Here is a 19,812-nt window from a genome sequence, read left to right as displayed (position 1 = left end):
GGGGCGACCGGGGACCGCACCAGGGCTTTAACCGCCGTGTAACCGGCCCACGGCAGACTTGCTCCATGAAGAAGAACCTCTCCATCCTGGCCCTGTCGGGCACGCTGGCCCTCGGCGCGTTCGTGGGCTACGGCATCAATGAACGTTCCGCCGCCCAGAACGCTTCGTCCGTGAGCGCCCCCCAGAGCACGCAGGGCCAGATGGTGCAGGCCCTGGCCACTCCACCCCAGGGCAACACCTACAGCGGAGGCCGGGCCCGCACCGAATCCGAGGCGAACACCGTGCAGGTGGTCAAGCAGCGGCAGGGCGGCCTGGTGTACATCAGCGTCACGGAGGGCAACCCGGGCAGCTCGGAGGCCCAGCTGCGCAAGCGCATGCAGGAGCAGATGCCCTTTGGCCTGCCCTTTGATTTCGGGGACGGCAGCGGCAATGACGGCAGCGGCCTGGGCACCCCACGGGCCCAGACCGGCACGGGCAGCGGCTTTTTCGTCAACAAGAGCGGCGACATCGTGACCAACAACCACGTGGTGGACGGGGCCAGTGAGATCACCATCCGCGTGCACGGAGACAAGAAGGAGTACAAGGCCAGGGTCATCGCCCGCGCCCCCGACTTTGACCTCGCGCTGATCCGCCCCGAGGGCCTGCCCCAGAACCTGATCCAGCCGATTCCGCTGGGCGACTCCTCAAAGCTCGATGTGGGCCTCAAGGCCGTGGCGATGGGCGCCCCCTTCGGGCTGGACTTCAGTGTCTCCGAGGGCATCATCTCCAGCCTGGAACGCACCGCCCCGGTGGGGATGAAGGGCATCGAGCAGAGCCTGATCCAGACCGACGCGGCCATCAACCCCGGCAACTCGGGCGGCCCGCTGCTCAACAGCTCCGGCGAGGTGATCGGCGTGAACACCCAGATTCTGACCGGCGGCGCGGGCCAGAGCGCGGGCGTGGGCTTCGCCATTCCCGTCAACACCGTTAAGAAGCTGCTGCCCCAGTTGCAGGCGGGCAACGGCGGCGTGCTCCAGACTCCCAGCCTGGGCATTCAGTTCACCGACGTCGGTGCCCTGAGTGACGCGCAGCGCAAGCAGGCGAACCTGCCCGAAAGCGGCGCGCTGATTCAGCGGGTCTACCCCAACAGCCCCGCCGCCGCCGCCGGCCTGAGGGGCAGCACCCAGGCGACCGGCCAGGGAGCGGACGGCCCAGGGGCCCAGAGCGCCGAGATTCCCACGGGCGGCGACGTGATCACTGCCATTGACGGACAGGCCATCACCTCCCGCGACGATCTGCCGCGCACCATCATCGGCAAGCAGATCGGTGACAGCGTGAAGCTCACGGTCCTGCGTGGCGGCCAGATCCGCGACGTCACCGTCAACCTCAAGGCGTTCTCCTTCCCGAACGCCCAGCAGTAAACGGCGCTCAGGCGCTGACCGGCGTCCGGGGCGGGGGGTTGTGACCCCTGCCCCGGACGTCTCTCTTTGCTACGCGGATGGCGCGGGTCGTCACCGTCATCCGCGTGGAGGCAGCGGGAAGGGGCCTGTTGGTGGTTCCCTGCTCTGGGCTGCGAAGCAGACTTCGCTGTATCCAGCGCTTTACCCGAACAGCGGTCCCAGGTCAGTCATCGCTCCGGTAGCCGCCACGGGGCCAAAGCGGTAGCTGCCGAACACGGCCATGAACTCGCCCGGGCTCAGCGTCCGCATCTGTCCGCTGGGGCCCACCGCCTGCACTCCTTCCCCGCGCACCGTCAGGCGGTACTCACCCAGTTCCTGCACGCGGGCCTTCTTGCCGCGTCCCACATGCAGCAGGGCGGTGGCACGGTGTTCCTGGCCGCCCCGGGCCGTCAGAAAGCTCAGCAGTTCAGCGGGCGTCACGCGCGGCAGGATAGCAGACCGTCGGTCAGGGCTGGCAGGGCTTCACACGCCCGGTCACGACACCACCGTGCCCGCGCCCTCCAGAGCGGCCGTGACCGGCTGTCCGGCGCGGGCGTCCCCGAAGATCACCCGTTTTACGCCGCCCTGCACAGCCTCGGCGGCGCCCAGTACCTTCTTCTTCATGCGGTCCTGCGCGAACTCCAGGTACGCCTCCACATCACCGGCGGGAATCTCGCGGATCAGGCTGGCCTCGTCCGGGTAGTCGCGCAGCAGACCCGGCACGTTGGACAGCAGCAGCAGGGCGTCGGCCCGCAGCGCCACGGCCAGCGCGGCGGCGGCGCGGTCGCCGTCCACGTTGATCGCCACGCCCTCGTAGCTGCTTGCAGGGGGAGTCAGCACCGGCAGGTAGCCCGCGCCCAGCAGCAGTTCGATCAGGCCGGTGTTGACCCGCTCCACCGTGCCGGTGTGGTCGCCGCGCAGCACCTTCACCTTGCCGTTCTCGACGGCCCGCACCGAGTCCTTGTGGCGGCCCTCGAAGATACGTCCGTCCAGGCCCGACAGGCCCACCGCGTTCACGCCCAGACGTTGCAGCCGTTCCACGATGCCCTTGTTCATCTTGCCGCAGTACACCATCTCGAAGATTTCGAGCGTCTGCCGGTCGGTAAAGCGCGAGGTGTAGCCGCTGGGGCTCGTCACGAACCTCGGGGGATGCCCCAGTGCCTCGGCCACCCGGTTGGTCTCGCCGCTGCCGCCGTGCACCAGAATCAGGCGCTCGCCCGCCTTCCACCGCGCCGCCAGATCCGCACACACCGCGTCGTAATCGATTCCGGCGCTTCCGCCGACCTTCACCACAATCATGCCCGCACCTTCATGCGCGGCATGCTAGAGCATGCAGCGTCCGGCCGAGCGGCTCTGTCTTTACCCCCTTTACCCCATGGTGCGCGGCAGCGGCTGCGTGGGCAGGATCTTCTTCGGCTCGCGGAACTCGATGTTCTCCCACTCGCCCTCCTCGATGACTTCCAGGGCGGGATTCAGCGCGCGGAAGTGGGCCACGACCTCCTGCACCAGGTCGTCGGGCGTGCTCGCCGCGCTGGTGATGCCGACCGAGCGCACGCCGCTCAGGTCCAGGCCGGCGAGGTCGGCGGCCGTCTCCAGCCGCTCGGCGCGGCCACAGGTATCGTGGGCCAGTTCCAGCAGGCGCATGCCATTGCTGGAGTGTGTGCTGGTGAGCACCAGAAAGGCGTCCACCTGCGGCGCGATGGCCTTGACCGCGTCCTGACGGTTCTTGGTGGCGTAGCACAGGTCCTCGCTGGGAGGCACGATCAGCGCCGGAAAGCGGGCCTTGAGGATGTCCACCGTGCGCCGGGTGTCGTCCACGCTCAGGGTAGTCTGGGTGAGCACCACCAGCCGCTCGGGGTCGGGGACCGTGACGGTATGCGGGTCATGCAGTCCCTGGCCCGTCTTGCCCAGCACGCCCACCAGAATGGTGTGCTTAGGGGCCTCACCGCGGGTGCCGATGACCTCCTGATGCGTGGCGCTGTCGCCGATCAGCAGGATGGTGTAGCCCTCGCGGGCATATTTCTTGGCCTCGCTGTGAACCTTGGTGACCAGCGGACAGGTGGCGTCGATGGTGGCGAGTCCCAGCTCGCGGGCCCGCCCGCGCACCGCCGGGCTGATGCCGTGGGCCGAGAAGACGACCGTCTCGCCGCCGTGGGGCAGGGCCTCGATGTCGTCCAGATTCTCCACGAAATGCACGCCGTGGCCGCGCTGCAGCCGCTCGACTACCGTGTGGTTGTGAACGATGGAGTGGTACACGGTGACCGGCCCTGTCTCGGTGCGCGCGGCCTTTTCCACCGCGCCGATCGCCATGACCACGCCCGCGCAAAAGCCCCGGGGCTTGGCAAGATGAAGACGCTCAACCATGCGGCGTGTCCGGCAGGAGGGTGGGGGAGGGGGTGCTCATGCCCTCAGTTTAGGGGCTGGGGCAGGCCCGGACCGTGGCCGTCACCGCTGCCGGGCGGGTCCGGCTTCCCGGTCAGGTCACGCGGCACGTGCTGGAGCCAGCGCTCGGGCGCAACCGGCACGCTGGCTCCCCGCCACTGCTGTTCAAACCTGGCCTGCTGTTCACTGACCGCCGCCGGGTCACCCGTCGCCAGCGCGGCCTCGGCCAGTCCCAGTGGTCCCCACGAGCTGAAATGAAGGTTCATGCTGCCCACCACGACCATGCGGCGGTCCACGGTCAGGGCCTTGGTGTGCATGGCCCGGGTGACATAGCGGACCTCAAACAGGGCGTCCAGGCCCCGGCGGCGGGCCTCGCGGCGCATCAGGGCAATGCCGCTGCGGTTGGGCCCCGCTCCCACACCGTAGTTGACGGTGAGGACGCGCACATGCACGCCCCGTTCCAGCGCCGACAGCACCGCCCGCAGGTAAACCGGCCAGCTGTCCACCCCACAGCTTCCGGGCTGAAGGTACGCGTACCAGCACTCCAGAGAGGGACTGAAGTCGGCGTGCATCACGTCGATGCTGCGCCGCGCCGCGCCGAGCAGGGCCAGGTGCGCGCGGTCGGCCTGATCCACCCCGCTGCGGCGGTACAGCAAGAAGGCGCGCGCCTGGCTGCTGGGCACCGCCTCCTGCGCCGCCGGGGGATGGGTGACCGGATCGGGCGGCCCCATCTGGCAGCGGGCCTCCAGCTGTGCGGCGCTTACGCCCGGTGGGCAGCGCAACTGGTCGCTGTGCCGCCACAGGTCGTCGAAGGCCGCCACCCCCTCCTGGGCCACCGGGCCGGTCAGCTGCAGTCCCAGGTCCTGCAGGTCATGTCCTCCCGGCTCCACCCCGCCCGCCTGTGGCGAGGGCAGGTGCCAGTCGGTGAAGTTAAACCCCCCCACCGCCACGGTGCGCCCGTCAATGACGTGCATCTTGACGTGGCTGTGCGGCAGGTAACGGTAGTTCAGGAGGCTGAGGTGCCAGCCCACGGCAGGGTCGTCCAGCGGCACGCCCAGCCGCCACAGGTCGCCCGCGAGCGCCAGCGGCTGAGACCGGCCGTCGGGGTGCGTCAGGTCCGGAAAGCCGCCCATCAGCACCCGCACCGCCATGCCGTGGGGGTAGGCGGCAGAATCCTCCCGGACCCGCCCGTACAGATTGGCGACGGCCAGCGCGAAGGTCCAGCCTGGATGGCCCGGCCCGGCGTTCCACTCCATGCTGGAGAGCAGCACCTCGCTGCGGGCGTTGGCCACCTGCGCGGCGATGGCCTCGAAGGCGTCCAGGCGTACCTCGGGGCTGCGCGGGGTCCGCAGGTAGCCGGCAAAGGCGTTGCCGCAGCTCAGGTCAGGCCGTCCGCCCTCCGTCACCACCCTCCAGACGGCCTGTTCCAGCGTGTCCGTGGGGGGCAAGCACCCCGGCAGACTTCGGGGTGCGGGCGGCAGCTGTGGCCCCAGGAACAGGGGCAACTGCGCGGCGTGGCCCGGTTCCGCCGCGCAGAGCATGACGGCCACAGTCAGACAGAAGCGCAGCACGCGGGGCAACACAGCCGCAGCATAGGCCCGCCGGAGCGGGACAATGGGGGCGGTTTAAGGCAATGCCGCCCGCTTCTCAGAGAGGCGTCAGCTGGCGCGGACCGGACGCACAGGCCAGACGGGTGGGACAGACGCACCGGGCAGGACGGTCCGGGGTCGCGCCCGTCGGCCCTTTGGTCTGCGCGCTCAGTCCACCCTTGTTTCGTCCATCTGTACTCAGTCCACCACCGTGAAGCCCAGACGCGCCGCCTGCTCCACGAAGAAATTGATGTTCTCGGTCCGGGTCTGTGGGCCCAGGCTCTTGCGGTCGTGTTCCCCGGTAGCGGCGATGATCAACGTCTCGGCCAGACACGCGGGCACCGCACCCTCGCCGAACTGCAGGTCGATGTGCGAGGTCATGCCGCCGGGGGGGCGCACCACGCCGCCGGGAATGATCCTCACGCTGGGGACCTCGGCCACACTGGGGTCCACATCCGCCGGACGGCCCTCGTCGAAGATCCAGGTGCCCGTTTTGACATGCTGCGGGAAGATTACCGGGTTGGGGTCGCTGGTGGCCGAGAAGATCAGGTCGGCCTCCTTGAGGGCGGCGTAGTCGGTGGTGGTGATGATCTCGGTGTCCGGGTTGGCGCGGCGCAGGGTGGCGGCGCTGCGCTCGAGCTTTTCCAGATTGCGGCCCAGCATGATGATCCGGGCGACCTGCGGCGCAATGGTGCGCGCGATCCCGAAGGCCACCACGCCATTGGCCCCCACAATGCCGGCGGTGGCCGCCTTCAGGTCGCGGCCCTCCTCCTGAAAGTGCTTGAGGATGCCTGGAATGGCGGCCTTGATGGTGCCGGAGGTATAGGCTCCGCCGTTGGTCACGGTGATCTGCGGCACGGCGGCCTGCACGTCCACTCCCTTGTTGCCCACCACCGACCAGAACGCGCCCAGCCCGAAGACCTCTGCCCCCAGTTCATGGGCCAGCCGCGCACCCTCGATGGCGCGGCGGGTCGCCAGCTCGGGCTGGCTGTCGAAGACATCGGGCAGCAGCGGGCTGGACAGCAGGTAGCAGCGGATGCTCTGGCCCTCGGGCGTGCGGATGCCGCGCAACTCGCCCACCTTCATGGGGCGCAGGTTCTCGGCCATCTGACGCACGGTGGCCTCGCTGACCAGACCGTTCTGCACCAGTGGCCGGAGCCACGCAAAGCGGCGCGCCGACCAGAAATTCTCCAACGTCATCGGGTGGATCATGAAGGCCGCGACCACCTCGTCGCGGCGCTTGCCGGCCAGCGGCACGCTCTCGCCAAAACGCGGCTCGGTGCCGTCGAGCATACGTCCGATGTTCTCCTTGAAGCGCCACGTCGCGGCGACCAGCAGGCCCAGCGCCGCGAGTCCGGCGGGTACGCCCAGCGGCAGCAGCGCCACCGCCACGGCGAAGCTGAGCAGCGCCGCCAGGGTCGCCGCACTGACATAGCCCCAGTAGCCGGTTACGCCCGCGTACACGACCACCGGCAGGGCGGCCGTCCACAGGGGCACGGCTCCGCTGACCGCCAGCCCCGCGAGCACCCCCAGCAGCACCAGGTTGCCCCGGCCGCGCGGGAGGGTCGGGCCGTACAGGGCCGCCGGAGGATTGAGGTGTCCCAGGTAGGCGGCGAGCGCCGCGAGCACGGTGACCTCGGGCTGGTCCAGGCTGGAGGCCATCAGAACAGCGAGGAGCCCCTTGCCCGCATCCAGCGCGGCGCTCGCGGCGGCCAGCCCCGGCCCCACCAGCCGCAGCATGTTCTCCACGCCCAGGTTGTGGGCATTGCTGAGCCGGACGTTGACCCCAGCGCGAGACAGCAGCGCGTGCCCCACCGGCAGGCTGCCCACCAGGAACGCGACCAACAGCAACAGGGCCGACAAAAACAACATGGGGGGCATTCTAGGGCTTTTCTGGCCGGCCACGAACCGGCGCTGGACAGGCGGCGCGGCGGGACCTTGGTGACTGCCCCGAACCGCCACGTACATAGCTTAAGGAGTACACAGCTAAGGAGTGGGGTGCAGCTCGGCCCTGCCCCTGAGTCAATTGATCGTGGTGGATCCGGACCCGGCGGAAGAAGACGGAACACCGGCAGGCGGGCCGCTGTGGCGCTGTTCCCAGATCAGGTCGCGCAGAACCCAGCCGCTGCCCGGAAAGCGCAGCCCCAGCCGCAGCTCGCCCAGCAGGTAGGTGCGGGCCTCGTGAACGGGTACGCCCTGGGCGATCACGTTGCCCAGGGTGCGCTCGCCGTCCATGCGGCGGGCCACCGGGTGAAGGGCCGCCCGCTGCCCGGTGGGTTTCAGGCGCAGCCGGAACCATTCGTGGCGCTCCAGGGGCAGAAGGTGACCGGCCCGCACGGCCGCGGCCACCTCCTGCGCGACCTCAAAGACGGGGCGCTCCAGTTCACGGGCCGCGCCCCGGACGCTGCGGCCCGTCTGAAAGGGCGTCACGTCGCCCTGAAAGACCCGGCTGGGGCTGCCGATTACCGCACAGACCTGCTCCCATTCGTCTCCCACCCGCGCCCAGTCGGTGATCAGGTGATCGTAGGTGCCCAGCGGCTGGCCGGTGATGCTGCGGCGCGTGAAGGCAAAAGATCCGCTGTCCGACACCAGCGGGGAGGCGTACAGGGCCTCGACCCCCAGCCAGTCCAGAATGCCGCCCGAGACGATCTCGCCGCCCAGAAACGCGACGGTGTACGGCACATCGGCCTCAACGTCCAGCACGCCGGTCTGGCGGGTGGTGTGGATCAGTTCCAGCACGCCCAACAAAGGAAGGTCACTCAGGAGGCCCTGCATCGGTGTTCTAACCTAGCAGTCCGGCGGCGCGGACGTGACCATTTGTAGGATCTGCGGGCGGGAACGTCGGGGGGACCCGTCTGGGGGAAGGGTTGGGGAAAGGGTCCCGCGCAGGTCCAGCCACGCCGCCCCCAGTTCGGCGCACACGTCGGTGGCGATCAGACCGTAGCCGTGGGCTGCGCCGGCCCGCTCGCCCGCCCGGGCGTGCAGACGCACCCCGGCGACGGCGGCGTCCTGGGCGCTCAGGCCCTGACCCAGCAGCGCCGCCAGGATGCCCGACAGGGTGTCGCCCATGCCGCCCGAGGCCATGCCAGGATGTCCGCCGCGCGCCACGCTCAGCGTCACCCCACCGGAACTGTCCGGAAAGGCAACCACACTGGGACCGCCCTTGAGGACCACCACGCCGCCCAGCAACTCCTGCAGCCGCCGGGCCGCCGCCAGCGGATCGCGCGTGACTGCGCCGCTCGGGGTGCCCAGCAGCCGCGCCGCCTCGCCGGGGTGCGGCGTCCAGATGCAGGCGTCGTGGCCGTGCCCGGCGAGTTCGGGGTGCAGGGCGTCGGCGTCCAGCACGGTGGGCACACGCCAGCCCAGCACCGTGCGCGCCACTGCCCGCGCCTGCGGGCCCAGGCCCATGCCCAGCGCCACGGCGTCCGGAAGGCCCAGGCCATGCAGGCCGGGCAGGGCGCTGGACCAGTCGGCGTGACGGCGCATCATCAGCTCCGGGGTCACCAGCGGCACCTCGGCTTCCGAGTGCACGGTGACCAGTCCGGCCCCGGCCCGCAGCGCCCCCAGTCCGGCCAGCGCCGCGGCTCCCACCGTGCCGGGATGCCCGCCCAGAATCCATATCCGGCCCGCCGTGCCCTTGTGGGCGTCGGCAGAGCGGCGGGGCAGCAGCGCGCCCACCTGCGCATCGGAGGGGCGGGTGCCCAGCGCCTCCCCGCGCACCCAGCCGGGCGGGGCACGCAGCGGCGCGAGGATCATCTCCCCGGAGCGCGCCGCTGCCTCGCCGAATAGCAGCGCGGTCTTGAGGCCCATCAGCGTGACGGTCTGGTCTGCTGTGACGCTGGGTCCGTCTGGATGCGCCGAGCAGGCGTCCAGGCCACTGGGCAGGTCGATGGACACGACCGGCGTGCCCGCGTCGTGGGCGGTGTTCACCACGTCCACCACCGTTGCCAGCGCGGACCTCAGCGGCGGCGTGAAGCCGGTTCCGAGCAGACCGTCCACCACCACACCCGCTCCGGCCAGCGCCCGGCGCAGCGCCGCGGGCGTCAGCGGACGAACTTCGCCGCCCACGGTCCGCAGGCGGCGGCGGTTCAGGCGGGTCAGGGGGTGCCGGGCGGGCTGGGCGAGTACGTGAACCTCACGGCCCAGGGCAAGCAGGTGCCGGGCGGCGACCAGCGCGTCCCCGCCGTTGGCCCCCCCACCGGCGAGCAGCAGCGCCGGACCCACCGGATGACGGGCCATGACCGCGTCGGCCACCGCCCGCCCCGCCTCTTCCATGGTCAGGTCCAGCAGCCCGGCCCGTTCCAGCCGGGCGTCGATCTCCCGCGCGCCCCGTGGGTCCAGTACATACTCGCTCACGCCGGCCACGGCTAGCCCATCAGCCCGCGCAGGCCGAGCATCAGCACCCCCCCCACTCCAGCGATCAGCACCCAGCGCAGCGACCGGAACACCCGGCTGGAGGCGAACTGCGCCTTGATCTCGGCGTCGGTGTCCTCCTTGGAGCGTTTCATGCCCAGCTGTTGGCCGCGCCGGATCGAGCGCACCGCCTCGCCCATCTTGCCCTGACGCCGCAGCGCCACGCCCAGGTTGTGGTGGCCGCCGTCGTATTCGGGGCACAGCCGGATCACCTCGCGGTAACGGACCTCGGCGGCCTTGAAGTCTCCGGCCTCCAGGTCCAGGTTGCCCAGGTTGGTCAGCGCGCGGTAGTGCCCTGCGTCGGCGGCCAGCGCCGCTTCGAAGTGGGTGCGGGCCTCGGTCCCCTCGTCACGCACGGCGCGCAGCACGCCCAGCATGTTCAGCGCCTCGGCGCGGGTCAATGGCTGCGCCAGCGCGGGTTCGAGGGCGCTGTGCAGCGCCTGCGGGTCCGGCTCCTTCTGGTGGGCGATCAGGGCGTCCAGGGCCGTGCCCAGCGCGTCGGGATCGGCGGTGCGGCGAATCACCCCCGACTCTCCGGGCGTCGTGTCGGTCGTCCCGGGTCCCAGCGCTTCCCGGTAGGCCGCGAGTGAGCGCTGGGCCGATGGATAGCGCCGCGCCCGCACCGCCTCCTGAATCCCGAAGACTGCCTCCAGCGCTTCCTGCACCTCGGGGGTGGCTCCCGACAGGCGGGAGACTGCCAGGGCCCGCCGCCACTCGCCCGCGCGGATCACCTCGTTCAGGTCGGGCAGGGGAGCGGTGGGGACCGCGGCGGGACTGGGGCGGGCGGGGGCCGGTTCTGGGGCGGTGGGCGGCCCGGTGCGGGCAGGATCGGTCATGACGGGAATACCTCCGGGGGGTGGGCGGGTCGGGGCGATGATACGGTCCTCGGCCAGGAGCGAGGGGTGTTTGCTTCTCATTGTGCCGCGCCGGCCCCCGCTCTGCCGGCGGCCCCGTTGGGTGCCCGGGACGGGTATACTGACGGGCCCGCGCCGGCACCGGCGCTGCTTTTTTTCCGGAGATGCCCCCTTGACCCCAGCCGACAAACCCGCCGATCCCCCCGCCACCGCCCCGCTGTACTCCCCCGCGCGGGTGCGGGAACTGCTGACCCGCCACGGCCTGAAGCCCACCAAGAGCCTGGGTCAGAACTTCCTGATTGACGGCAACATCCTGCGCGCCATTGCCGAGGCGGGCGGGGCCCAGGCGGGCGTGAGTGTGCTGGAGGTCGGCCCCGGTCTGGGCGTGCTGACCCGCGAGATCGCCACGCGCGGCGCGCACGTCACGGCGCTGGAAAAGGACGAGCGGCTGCGCCCCGCGCTTGACGAGACGTTGGAGGGGCTGGACGTCACGGTGGTCTGGGGCGACGCGCTGGAGTACGACTACGCGGCCCTGCCGCCGGGCACGCGGGTTATCGCCAACCTGCCGTACTACATCACCGGGCCGCTGCTCGCGCGCTTCATGCGCGCGCCGTCCATCGTGTCGGCCACGGTGCTCGTGCAAAAAGAGGTGGGTCAGCGCCTGACCTCCGGTCCCGGCGAGGACAATTACGGATTTTTAAGTGCCCTGGCCGCCCTGTACGGCAGCGTGCGGCATGTGCGTGACGTGCCCAAGGGAGCGTTCCTGCCGGCCCCCGACGTGACGAGCAGCGTGCTGCGCCTGGACTTTGACCGCTCGCGCCCCGGCCCGGCGCCGGAGTTGCTGCGCTTTATCGAGGCGGCGCTGCACCACAGGCGCAAGACGCTGCGCAACAACCTGCGCATGATCGGGCACGCGGGCGAGGCCATTGACGAGGCCCTGGCCGACCTGGGGCTGCGGCCCGACGTGCGGGCCGAGGATGTGCCGCTGGACGCCCTGCGTGGGCTGGCCGGCCGGCTGGGCGTGGTACTTTAGCAGCACGTTCTGCTGTTTCCCTTCCTTTTCCCCGACTCCCTGCGTGGCGGGACGGGCCGCGAGGTGCGGGGCCCCTGGTGCCTGTGCGTGCCGCCCCACCACCCGATGACCGAACAGTTCACCTACAGACAAGGGGCTGGTCCCCGGAGGTTTTTTTCGTGAAGTTCTATGTGATTGGCGACGTAACGGTCGACCACCTGTACCACCTCAAGCGCCTGCCGCGTCCCGGCGAGGAGGTTGCGCCGATTCGCGCGAGCATGAAGCCGGGCGGAGCGGGCGGCACCATCAGCGTCACGCTGGCGCGGCTGGGCCACACGGTCACGCTGGCCGCGTGCGTGGGCGATGATCCCTTTGCCGAATACGCCCTGAGCCGCGTGCGTGAAAGCGGGGTCAGCGAGGTGGCCATCCAGCGCAGCGCCGAACACCTGACCAGCACCATCACCGTGATGCAGACCGGAGACGGCCAGCGCACCATGATCAGTGACGGCGCGGCCAACCGGCAGCTCGACCCCGCCAAGCTCAAGAAAAAAGACATCGAGGGAGCCGACGCCCTGGTGATCAACGCCTACAGCCTGATCGAGGGGCCGCAGCGCGAGTACACCCTGGCGGCCATCGGGTACGCCCGCAATGCCAAGAAGCCGGTGCCGGTCTTCATTGATCTCGGCACCGGGGCGGTGAACAAGGTGGGCACCGGCCTGCGCGACGAGGCGCTGGGTTCGGATTACCTGATGCTCAACCAGCACGAGCTGCAGGCACTGACCGGCACGAGTTCCATCAGCGCCGCGCTGGGCCAGCTGGGCGAGGCCGGGGCGCAGCGGGTAATCGTGAAGGTCGGCAAGATGGGCAGCATCATCTGGACTCCCACCGAGACCGAACTGGTGGACGCCGTGCCCCCCGAGGGTGCGGTGGTGGATTCCACCGGGGCCGGCGACACCTTCACGGCCGCTTTTGCCCACGCGGTGCTGTCCGGCTCCGGCATGGCGCAGGCGGCGCGGGCTGCGAACATGGCTGGGGCGCTCTCGGCGACCAGCTTCGGAGCCCAGGAACGCCCCATCACGGCGGCCGACCTCGCCGACGTTCTGCCCAAGAGCAAGAAAGAGAAAGCGTAGTTCCCTGATCTGGGGATAGCGGGGCGCTGGGAGTTTTGCTTCCGGCGCCCTCTGCGTTGCCTCTGCTGTTTTGCCTCTACCGTCTATAGGGTGCTACAGAGCCCGCGTCTGAAAGACCATCACCTCGCTGCCCTTTTCCAGCGGACCTCCCTGAAAGCTGCCGCTGACGCGCGGGGCCTCAAAGCCTGCGAACCGCAGCAGCCACTCCATCTCGTAGCGGGTGTAGTAGCGCTGCGTCAGGGTGTAATGCCGCCGGGTCAACTGCCCACCCGCGTGCGTGGTGTCCACGTGGTACTCGGTGGTGATGTGCTGGCGCACCTTGTCGTGGCGCTGCACGAAAAAGACGTCGGTGCGGCGACCGTCCGCCGCGTAAAAGGTCTCGCCCTCATGCCGCAGCGTGTTGGATTTGCCAAAACGCGGCAGGTACAGGTCGAAGGCAAAGGTGCCGCCCGTTCCCAGATGCGCGTGCAGGTTCTCCAGGGCCCGCACCTGTTCATTGGGCGTGTACAGGTGCATCAGCGCGTTGAAGGGCGCGATCACCAGATTAAAGCGCCGTTCCAACCCGAAGGTCTGCATGTCGCCCTGTTCCAGGCGCAGTTCCAGACCGCTCTGCGCCGCCCTTTCCCGCGCCCGCTCGATCATGCGTCCGCTCGGCTCCAGACCGGTCACGTCCACCCCACGACGTGCCAGAAAGGCCGTCACGCGCCCGGTTCCGGCCCCGACCTCCAGCACCGGCCCGCCCACCCGCTCGGCCACGCCCGCATAGAAGTGCAGGTCGTCGCGGTACAGGTCGTACTGGTGGTCGTACAGGTCGGCGAAATCGTCGTAGTTCACGGAAGACAGGGTACGGTTAAATAGCGGCATGCCACACGCTTTCAGCGGGCCGCCCACCGAGGTACTGGTGCTGGGCAGCGCCCACCTGGACCACCAGACCACGGACGCTGCCCTCCAGCCCACGCTGGCTCGCCTGCTCGCCTGGCACCCCCAGGCCGTCGCGGTGGAACTCCTGCCGGGTGACGTGGTTCAAGCTTACCGGCAGGAGGGCGACCTTTACGCCGATCTGCGTGTGGGCGGGTATGCCACGGCCCTGCGGCTGGACGCGGCGGCCAGGAAATACTGTTCCTGGAGCCGGGATGAGGCGGAGGCGCGGGCGTTGCATCCCGGCACGCCACCCGCCGAGCGGGTGCTGGCGTGGCTGGTGGCCCTGGAGCCAGTCAGTGCGCTGCTGACCTGGACCCCGGACCTTCCCCTGCCTCCCGATGTCGCCGCCAGATTGGCCGAATACGCCGGCCATACCGGCGAAACCCACCGCCTGGCCGTGCCGCTGGCCCGCCGCCTGGGGCATGTCCGGCTGCATCATTTCGACGACTTCACGACGAACAGGCCGCTTCAGCAGCGTCTCAGCGCCGTCCCTCAGCTCTGGGAGGACGACAAGTTCAGGGCTGAGATTTACAGCGCCCCGGCCATGCTGGAAGGAGGTGAGCGGATGAGGCAGGCCCAGGCGAACCAGGACTACTGGGAGTATCTCAGCTACGCCAACAGTTCACGCTGCGTTCAGGACAGCGAGGCTCTGGAGGTGGGATCGTACCTGAATCACCCGCTGCTCACTGGGGAGCACCGCACGCAGGTGGCCGACTGGAATGCCCGCAACATCTTCATGGCGGCGCGGCTGCGGCAGCTCACGGCGCTGCATCCCGCCGGGCGCGTCCTCGCCATCGTGGGGGCCGCCCATAAGGGGCCGCTGGAAGCCGTATTGTCGGCGATCTCCCCTGATCTCCGACTGGTGGAGCTGTCGGAACTGGACATGCCTAGTTAGGCTCGTCGCCGTACCGTGCCAGAAACGCCTCCCGGCTCAGGATGCTCAGCCTCGGCGTGGGCGCGTCGGGTGGGCTGCCGTAGGCGCGGCGCAGCACGGCGGCCCAGCGCTGTAGGCGGCGGGCTGCCGTGGGCGGCAGGTCGTGGGCCTCGAACCCCAGCGCCGAGAGCAGCGGCGACAGCGCGCTCAGGCAGTAGACGAACTGCGCGCCCTGAAGGTCGGGCCGGTGCTGGAGGTCCCCTGCCACCGCCTGAAAATCCTCACGGGCCTGACGCACGCTGCGGCGCAGCCCCAGGTCCACCAGCAGCGGGTTGTTGACATGGAACTCGGCGCTGGGCGCTCCCCGCTGGACGGGCGTGCCGTCGGCCAGCGTCACGCCGCCCAGCGGAAAGGCCGTGCGGCCAGTGCGGAACAGGGTATCGGCCCGCCCCGCCGTCGGGTGGATGCCGCCGAGGCGGTCGAACACGCCGTCCAGCGCCACAAAAGCCCGCCGGACCAGCGCCCGCCCGCCGACCGGACCCGCGCCGTCCAGTTGCGAGACCGTTTTCAGGGTATAGCCCCGGTCCCGCAGCGCCCACAGCAACTCCGGCAGCATCGGCACGGTGTTGCGCGCGCCGGGCCCGGCGTCGTGCAGCACGACGACCGCTCCGGGCATGGCGCGCTTCAGCACCCCTTCGCGCACCGTTTCCGGAGTCTGCTCCGCCCGCCAGTCTTCGCCCTCGATGCTCCAGTGAACGCCGCGCACCCCTGCCGCCCGCTGGCCTAGCACCGTGGCAAGGGTGTAGGCCCCGTGGGGCGGGCGATGGTACTGCGGGCGCTGGCCTGTGATCCGTTCCAGGCGGCGCACCGCCCGCAGCGGATCGAGAAACGCGTCCCACGGCGTGCGCATCCAGGCGTGGACATGCCGGTCGGCGTGTGCGGCGACCTCGTGCCCCTGTGCGAGCATCCGCGCAATCAGGTGCGGGTACGCTTCAGCGTGTGCGGCGATCACGAAGAAAGTGGCGGATGCACCTGCCGCCTGCAGCGCGTCCAGCACGGCGGGCGTGGTCACGGGGTCCGGGCCGTCGTCGAAGGTCAGGGCCAGTTCCCGGCGGGCATGCCGGCCCTCGCGGATCACGCCGAGGTTGAGCAGCTGCACACTCAGGAAGGGAAGCAGCAGGTAAGCGCTGAGGCCGGCCAGCGCCGCCCACCCGGAGTGGACCGGGGCAAGCTGCGGCAGCGGCACGCGGCGTCCCGCCGGAGGCCTGCCGCTCACCGCCCGAGCCTGCCCAGCAGCGCCGCCGCCACCCGGTCGGCCGCGTCCGGCACACTGATGGCCACGGCGCACCGTCCCAGGCGGGCATTCTCGTCCGGATCCAGCGCGCGCAGCACGGCGGGCCGCAGCGCGCGGCGCTCGCGTGCCCACACGCCCGCTCCGTGGCGTTCCAGATAGTCGGCGTTGTGTTCCTCCTGGCCCGGAATCGGCTCGTGGATCACCAGCGGCACGCCCAGCGTGGTGGCCTCGGCCACCGTGAGGCCGCCCGCCTTGCCCACCACCAGATCCGAGGCGGCCAGCAGTTCGGGAAAGGCGGTGGAGAAGCCCAGGCGGTGGACTGTGGCCCCGCCCACCTGCGTCACGCCGCGTCCCCGGGCCCCGGCCAGCACGAGCACCTGCACCCGCCGCCCCAGCGCGCTGAGTTCGGTGAGCACGGGCCCCAGCGCCCGGAAGGTGCCGGTGCCGCCGCCGGAAATCAGGATCAGGGGCAGGGCCGGGTCCAGCCCGTGACGTTGCCGCAGCGCCGCCCGGTCCGCGCCGATCAGCTGGCGGTAGGCCGGGCCGATGGGAATGCCGGTGACCTCCACCCGTTCCGGCGGGATGCGCCAGCGGACCATCTGCTCGCGCGCCTCCTCGCTGGCGACCATCAGCACCTCGGCCTCTGGACGTGCCCAGTGGTGGTGAACGCGGTAGTCGGTCACGATCAGGGCGTTCAGAAAATCCGTGCCCAGCCGCCGGCGGGCCGTGTCCGCCAGGGCGACGGTGGTGGGATAGGAGCCGACGACCAGCTCGGGGGCCACCTCCTGCACGTCGCGCGTCATGCCGCGCAGCCCCAGCCAGCCGAAGGTGCCGGTCAGCGCACGCGGCTCGGTTTCCGAATCGGTCCAGTTGTAAAAGGCCTTGTACATGCCCGGCGCGTGCCGCAGCCACAGGTCATAGGTTCCGGCGGTAACGGTCCGCTCCAGCGGACTGAGGTAACTCAGAAAATCGGTGTGCCGGGCCGAGAGCTTCATGCCCGCCGCACGCAGCGAACGGTCCAGCGCGTCGTTGGCCTGATGATGCCCGCTGCCGAAGGAGGCCGAGAGAATCAGGGCCCGCAGTTCCGGGCCCTGCGCTGTGTTCACGCGCGCCTGAGCAGCCACAGCCCGGCTCCGGCAAAGAGAACATTTGCCAGCCACGCGCCCAGTTCCGGTACGGCGGGCAGCGCCGCCGCCAGCGTCAGTCCGATGAAGAAAACGAGGTAATACGCCACTGCGATCAGCAGCGCGATGCCCAGGCTGACGCCCAGCGTGCGCCCGAAGCGCAGCGCAAAGGGCAGCGCACACAGCGCGAGCACCACGTTGCCGAAAGGCAGCGCCAGCTTGCGGTTCAGGGTCAGCCGCGCGGCCTCCCGTTCGGCGGGCTGCGTGTTCGGTGCCGTCAGCGCCGTGATGAGTTCCGGCCAGCCCTGGGCATCCGCTCCGATGGCGTCGGCGTAGGCGGCAATGGTCTGCTTGCGCGACAGCCCGGTGTCCACATTCAGGGTGTCGCTGGCGCTTTCGGGAATCACCACGCTGGGAAAAACGTTCTGCACGGCTTCCCGGAAGGCCTGCGGGTCGTTGTCCGGCACGGCCGAGAGCTGTGCCGCCGCCGCGTAGTCCACCGTATAGACGCTGTAGCCCTGCAGGGCAAGCTGGTTGCCCTCGAAGGTGCCGCCGTCCGCGAAGATCAGGGTGGCCCGCCGCTCGCCCCCCGGCGTCCACTTCTCGACCCGCACGCCGCGCAGCTCACGGGTGTCGGGGTTGTAGCCGGCAATGGCGAGCGTCAGGCCCGCACCCAGGTCCACCGTCTTGCCCACCAGCCCAGTCAGCCCCGCGCCGGTCAGCACATCCCAGTACAGCCCGCGCGCGTCCACGTTGGCACGCGGGGCCACCCACAGGCTCAGCCACACGGCCAGCGCCGTCACCAGCGCCGCGATGATTCCGGCCGGACGCGCCACCCGCCCCAGGCTGATTCCCCCCGATTGCACTGCCACCAGCTCGCGCTCGGTGCTCATGCGCCCGTAGGCCACCACGGTCATCAGCACCACGGCCATCGGAAAGACCTTGACCAGCGTGTCGGGCACCTGCAGGGCGATCCAGTGACCGATCAGGCCCAGCGGCACGCCCACGAGCCACTGGCTGGAGATGAAGAAGTACCCGAAGCTCAGGATGGCCGTGAACAGCAGCGTGCCCGCCAGCAGCGGGGGCAGCAACTCGGCGGTCACGGCGCGAGTGAGGCGGCTCATGCGGTACCTGACGGGGGCAAGGTGTTCTGCGCCACACGGCACGCAGGCGGCGCGTGTGCCCCTGGCCCGGGGCCGGGCCGGATTGCCCGCGCCCGCGTCACCCCTTCGCCACCGCGAACAGGATGGTCGCCTCCGCCGCCACCTCGCCGTCCACCTCGGCGCGGCAGGTGGTCTTGCCCAGGCCGCGGCGCAGGAATTCCAGCTTGGCGTGCAGATGCAGCGTATCGCCGGGCACCACCTTGCGCTTGAACCTCGCGCCCTCGAGGCCCGCAAGGTAGCCGACGGTGCCGGGTTCCAGCGTCTCATGCATGCAGAAGAAGCTCGCCTGTGCCAGCGCCTCGATGATCAGCACGCCGGGCATCACCGGCTCCTGCGGAAAATGGCCGGTGAAAAAAGGTTCACCGATGGTCACGTTCTTGATGGCGTGGACCTGCCCATCTTCCACGCTCAGGACGCGGTCGACGAGCAGAAACGGAAAACGGTGGGGCAGGGTTTTCAGGACTTCCTGAATCATGATGGGTTGCATGGGGACTCCTTGCGGGACAGGGGGCGGGGCCAGGCGTACGGGGGAGTCCCGGCCGCCCGCCCTGTGGGAGAGCGGTGCTCAGCGGCGCAGGTACTGGTCGCTGGACACCAGGCTGTCGCCCAACAGTGAGATCATGTCCAGCGCCATGCCGGTGCCCACGGCCACGGCCTCGACGGCGTTCTCGGCCACCGCGACCGGGATGCCGGTGGTCTGACGCAGCAGTTCGTCGAAGTTGCGCAGCAGGCTGCCGCCGCCGGTCATCACGATGCCCCGGTCAATGATGTCGCTGACCAGTTCGGGCGGCGTGATTTCCAGCACCCGCTTGACACCCTCCACGATGCGCGTGACCGGCTCGGACAGGGCCTCGACCACGTCGCGGCTGTCCAGTGTGATGGTCTTGGGCAGACCGTTGATCAGGTCGCGTCCGCGCACCTCGGCCATCAGGTTCTCGGAATCGTCGAGCAGCATGGCCGCTCCCACCTTGACCTTGATCTCCTCGGCGGTACGCTCGCCGATCAGGACATTGTCCTTGCGCCGCACGTAGCGGATGATGCTCTCGTCGAACTCGTTGCCCGCCACACGCAGCGATTCGCTGACCACGATGCCGTTCAGGGAGATCACGGCGATGTCCGCGCTGCCGCCGCCGATATCCACGATCATGCTGCCCACGGGTTCAGAGATCTTGAGGCCCGCGCCGATGGCCGCCGCGAGCGGTTCCTCGATCAGGAAGGCGCGCTTGGCATTGGCGTTCAGGGCCGCGCGCAGCACCGCGCGCCGCTCCACGTCGCTGACGTTGCTGGGCACGCCGACCATCAGCTGTGGCTTGAAGCCGAACAGCCGGCCCGCACTGCCCTGCACCTTGTTCAGGAACATGCTGATCATCTTCTCGGTCAGGCCCTCGTCGGCAATCACGCCGTCCTTGATGGGCCGCACCGCCACGATGCCGTTCGGCGTGCGCCCGATCATGCGGTACGCTTCCTCACCCACCGCCCGCACCTGCTTGGTGTCACGGGTCATGGCGATCACGCTGGGTTCCTGCAGGACAAGGCCGCGGCTTTTGCTGTAAATCAGGAACGTGGCCGTTCCCAGGTCGATTCCGATGTCTTCTGAGAGCCTCACACGCGTCCTCCGCTCAAAACGGCCCTGATCGT

18 protein-coding genes are annotated in these 19,812 nt (G+C 69.9%); 4 read left to right on the top strand and 14 right to left on the bottom strand.

Features of this window, described 5'->3' with window-relative positions:
• Nucleotides 1-65 precede the first annotated feature (65 nt).
• A complete protein-coding gene (locus tag IEY21_RS03030; protein WP_188901214.1) occupies nucleotides 66-1,400 on the top strand; it encodes a S1C family serine protease in 1,335 nt (444 codons plus the stop codon).
• A gap of 180 nt (nucleotides 1,401-1,580) precedes the next feature.
• On the opposite strand, the gene IEY21_RS03025 is transcribed toward IEY21_RS03030, so the two are convergent.
• The 8 genes from IEY21_RS03025 to IEY21_RS02990 form a co-directional block, all read right to left on the bottom strand.
• Entirely contained in the window at nucleotides 1,581-1,859 is a 279-nt protein-coding gene (locus IEY21_RS03025; RefSeq protein ID WP_188901212.1) for a hypothetical protein, read from the bottom strand.
• Nucleotides 1,860-1,913: 54 nt separating this feature from the next.
• The gene (locus IEY21_RS03020; protein WP_188901210.1) at nucleotides 1,914-2,717 is read right to left on the bottom strand and encodes a [LysW]-aminoadipate kinase; all 804 of its coding nucleotides are present in this window, start codon (nucleotides 2,715-2,717) and stop codon (nucleotides 1,914-1,916) included.
• A 69-nt stretch (nucleotides 2,718-2,786) separates the two neighbouring features.
• Nucleotides 2,787-3,782 carry a 4-hydroxy-3-methylbut-2-enyl diphosphate reductase gene (gene ispH, locus IEY21_RS03015; protein ID WP_188901209.1) on the bottom strand — a complete coding sequence of 332 codons (996 nt, stop codon included), beginning with the start codon at nucleotides 3,780-3,782 and terminating at the stop codon, nucleotides 2,787-2,789.
• A gap of 44 nt (nucleotides 3,783-3,826) precedes the next feature.
• A complete protein-coding gene (locus IEY21_RS03010) occupies nucleotides 3,827-5,383 on the bottom strand; it encodes a phospholipase D-like domain-containing protein (protein WP_229752825.1) in 1,557 nt (518 codons plus the stop codon).
• A gap of 204 nt (nucleotides 5,384-5,587) precedes the next feature.
• Nucleotides 5,588-7,261 carry a glycerol-3-phosphate acyltransferase gene (locus IEY21_RS03005; protein ID WP_188901207.1) on the bottom strand — a complete coding sequence of 558 codons (1,674 nt, stop codon included), beginning with the start codon at nucleotides 7,259-7,261 and terminating at the stop codon, nucleotides 5,588-5,590.
• A gap of 150 nt (nucleotides 7,262-7,411) precedes the next feature.
• The gene (locus tag IEY21_RS03000) at nucleotides 7,412-8,164 is read right to left on the bottom strand and encodes a DUF4388 domain-containing protein (protein ID WP_188901205.1); all 753 of its coding nucleotides are present in this window, start codon (nucleotides 8,162-8,164) and stop codon (nucleotides 7,412-7,414) included.
• A gap of 12 nt (nucleotides 8,165-8,176) precedes the next feature.
• A complete protein-coding gene (locus IEY21_RS02995) occupies nucleotides 8,177-9,745 on the bottom strand; it encodes an NAD(P)H-hydrate dehydratase (RefSeq protein ID WP_188901203.1) in 1,569 nt (522 codons plus the stop codon).
• Between the two features lie 11 nt (nucleotides 9,746-9,756).
• Entirely contained in the window at nucleotides 9,757-10,638 is an 882-nt protein-coding gene (locus tag IEY21_RS02990) for a tetratricopeptide repeat protein (RefSeq protein WP_188901201.1), read from the bottom strand.
• 190 nt (nucleotides 10,639-10,828) lie between these two features.
• On the opposite strand from IEY21_RS02990, the gene rsmA reads away from it, so the two are divergent.
• Nucleotides 10,829-11,689, top strand: a complete 861-nt coding sequence (gene rsmA / locus IEY21_RS02985; RefSeq protein ID WP_188901199.1) for a 16S rRNA (adenine(1518)-N(6)/adenine(1519)-N(6))-dimethyltransferase RsmA — start codon at nucleotides 10,829-10,831, stop codon at nucleotides 11,687-11,689.
• A gap of 158 nt (nucleotides 11,690-11,847) precedes the next feature.
• Complete coding sequence (locus IEY21_RS02980) at nucleotides 11,848-12,798, top strand: carbohydrate kinase family protein (protein ID WP_188901197.1); 951 nt, start codon at nucleotides 11,848-11,850, stop codon at nucleotides 12,796-12,798.
• Between the two features lie 93 nt (nucleotides 12,799-12,891).
• Here the strand turns inward: IEY21_RS02980 and IEY21_RS02975 are convergent, their stop codons facing one another.
• Complete coding sequence (locus IEY21_RS02975) at nucleotides 12,892-13,632, bottom strand: class I SAM-dependent methyltransferase (protein WP_188901196.1); 741 nt, start codon at nucleotides 13,630-13,632, stop codon at nucleotides 12,892-12,894.
• 28 nt (nucleotides 13,633-13,660) lie between these two features.
• On the opposite strand from IEY21_RS02975, the gene IEY21_RS02970 reads away from it, so the two are divergent.
• Nucleotides 13,661-14,614, top strand: coding sequence for a DUF5694 domain-containing protein (locus IEY21_RS02970; protein WP_188901194.1), 954 nt, complete (start codon nucleotides 13,661-13,663; stop codon nucleotides 14,612-14,614).
• Here the strand turns inward: IEY21_RS02970 and IEY21_RS02965 are convergent.
• The 5 genes from IEY21_RS02965 to IEY21_RS02945 form a co-directional block, all read right to left on the bottom strand.
• A complete protein-coding gene (locus IEY21_RS02965; protein ID WP_308424811.1) occupies nucleotides 14,607-15,869 on the bottom strand; it encodes a polysaccharide deacetylase family protein in 1,263 nt (420 codons plus the stop codon). The two genes, IEY21_RS02970 and IEY21_RS02965, sit on opposite strands and share 8 nt — an antisense overlap.
• Nucleotides 15,866-16,993 carry an MGDG synthase family glycosyltransferase gene (locus tag IEY21_RS02960; protein WP_229752823.1) on the bottom strand — a complete coding sequence of 376 codons (1,128 nt, stop codon included), beginning with the start codon at nucleotides 16,991-16,993 and terminating at the stop codon, nucleotides 15,866-15,868. The genes IEY21_RS02965 and IEY21_RS02960 overlap by 4 nt, the downstream gene beginning before the upstream one ends.
• Nucleotides 16,990-18,135 carry an LptF/LptG family permease gene (locus IEY21_RS02955; RefSeq protein ID WP_188901192.1) on the bottom strand — a complete coding sequence of 382 codons (1,146 nt, stop codon included), beginning with the start codon at nucleotides 18,133-18,135 and terminating at the stop codon, nucleotides 16,990-16,992. Before IEY21_RS02955 ends, IEY21_RS02960 begins: the two co-directional genes overlap by 4 nt.
• Before the next feature lie 97 nt (nucleotides 18,136-18,232).
• A complete protein-coding gene (gene fabZ, locus IEY21_RS02950) occupies nucleotides 18,233-18,661 on the bottom strand; it encodes a 3-hydroxyacyl-ACP dehydratase FabZ (RefSeq protein ID WP_188901191.1) in 429 nt (142 codons plus the stop codon).
• A 78-nt stretch (nucleotides 18,662-18,739) separates the two neighbouring features.
• Nucleotides 18,740-19,780, bottom strand: a complete 1,041-nt coding sequence (locus tag IEY21_RS02945; RefSeq protein ID WP_188901188.1) for a rod shape-determining protein — start codon at nucleotides 19,778-19,780, stop codon at nucleotides 18,740-18,742.
• Nucleotides 19,781-19,812: the final 32 nt, after the last annotated feature.

It is taken from the genome of Deinococcus aerophilus, from assembly GCF_014647075.1.
Taxonomy (GTDB): domain Bacteria; phylum Deinococcota; class Deinococci; order Deinococcales; family Deinococcaceae; genus Deinococcus; species Deinococcus aerophilus.
This window is presented reverse-complemented; position numbering and strand designations above follow the sequence as displayed.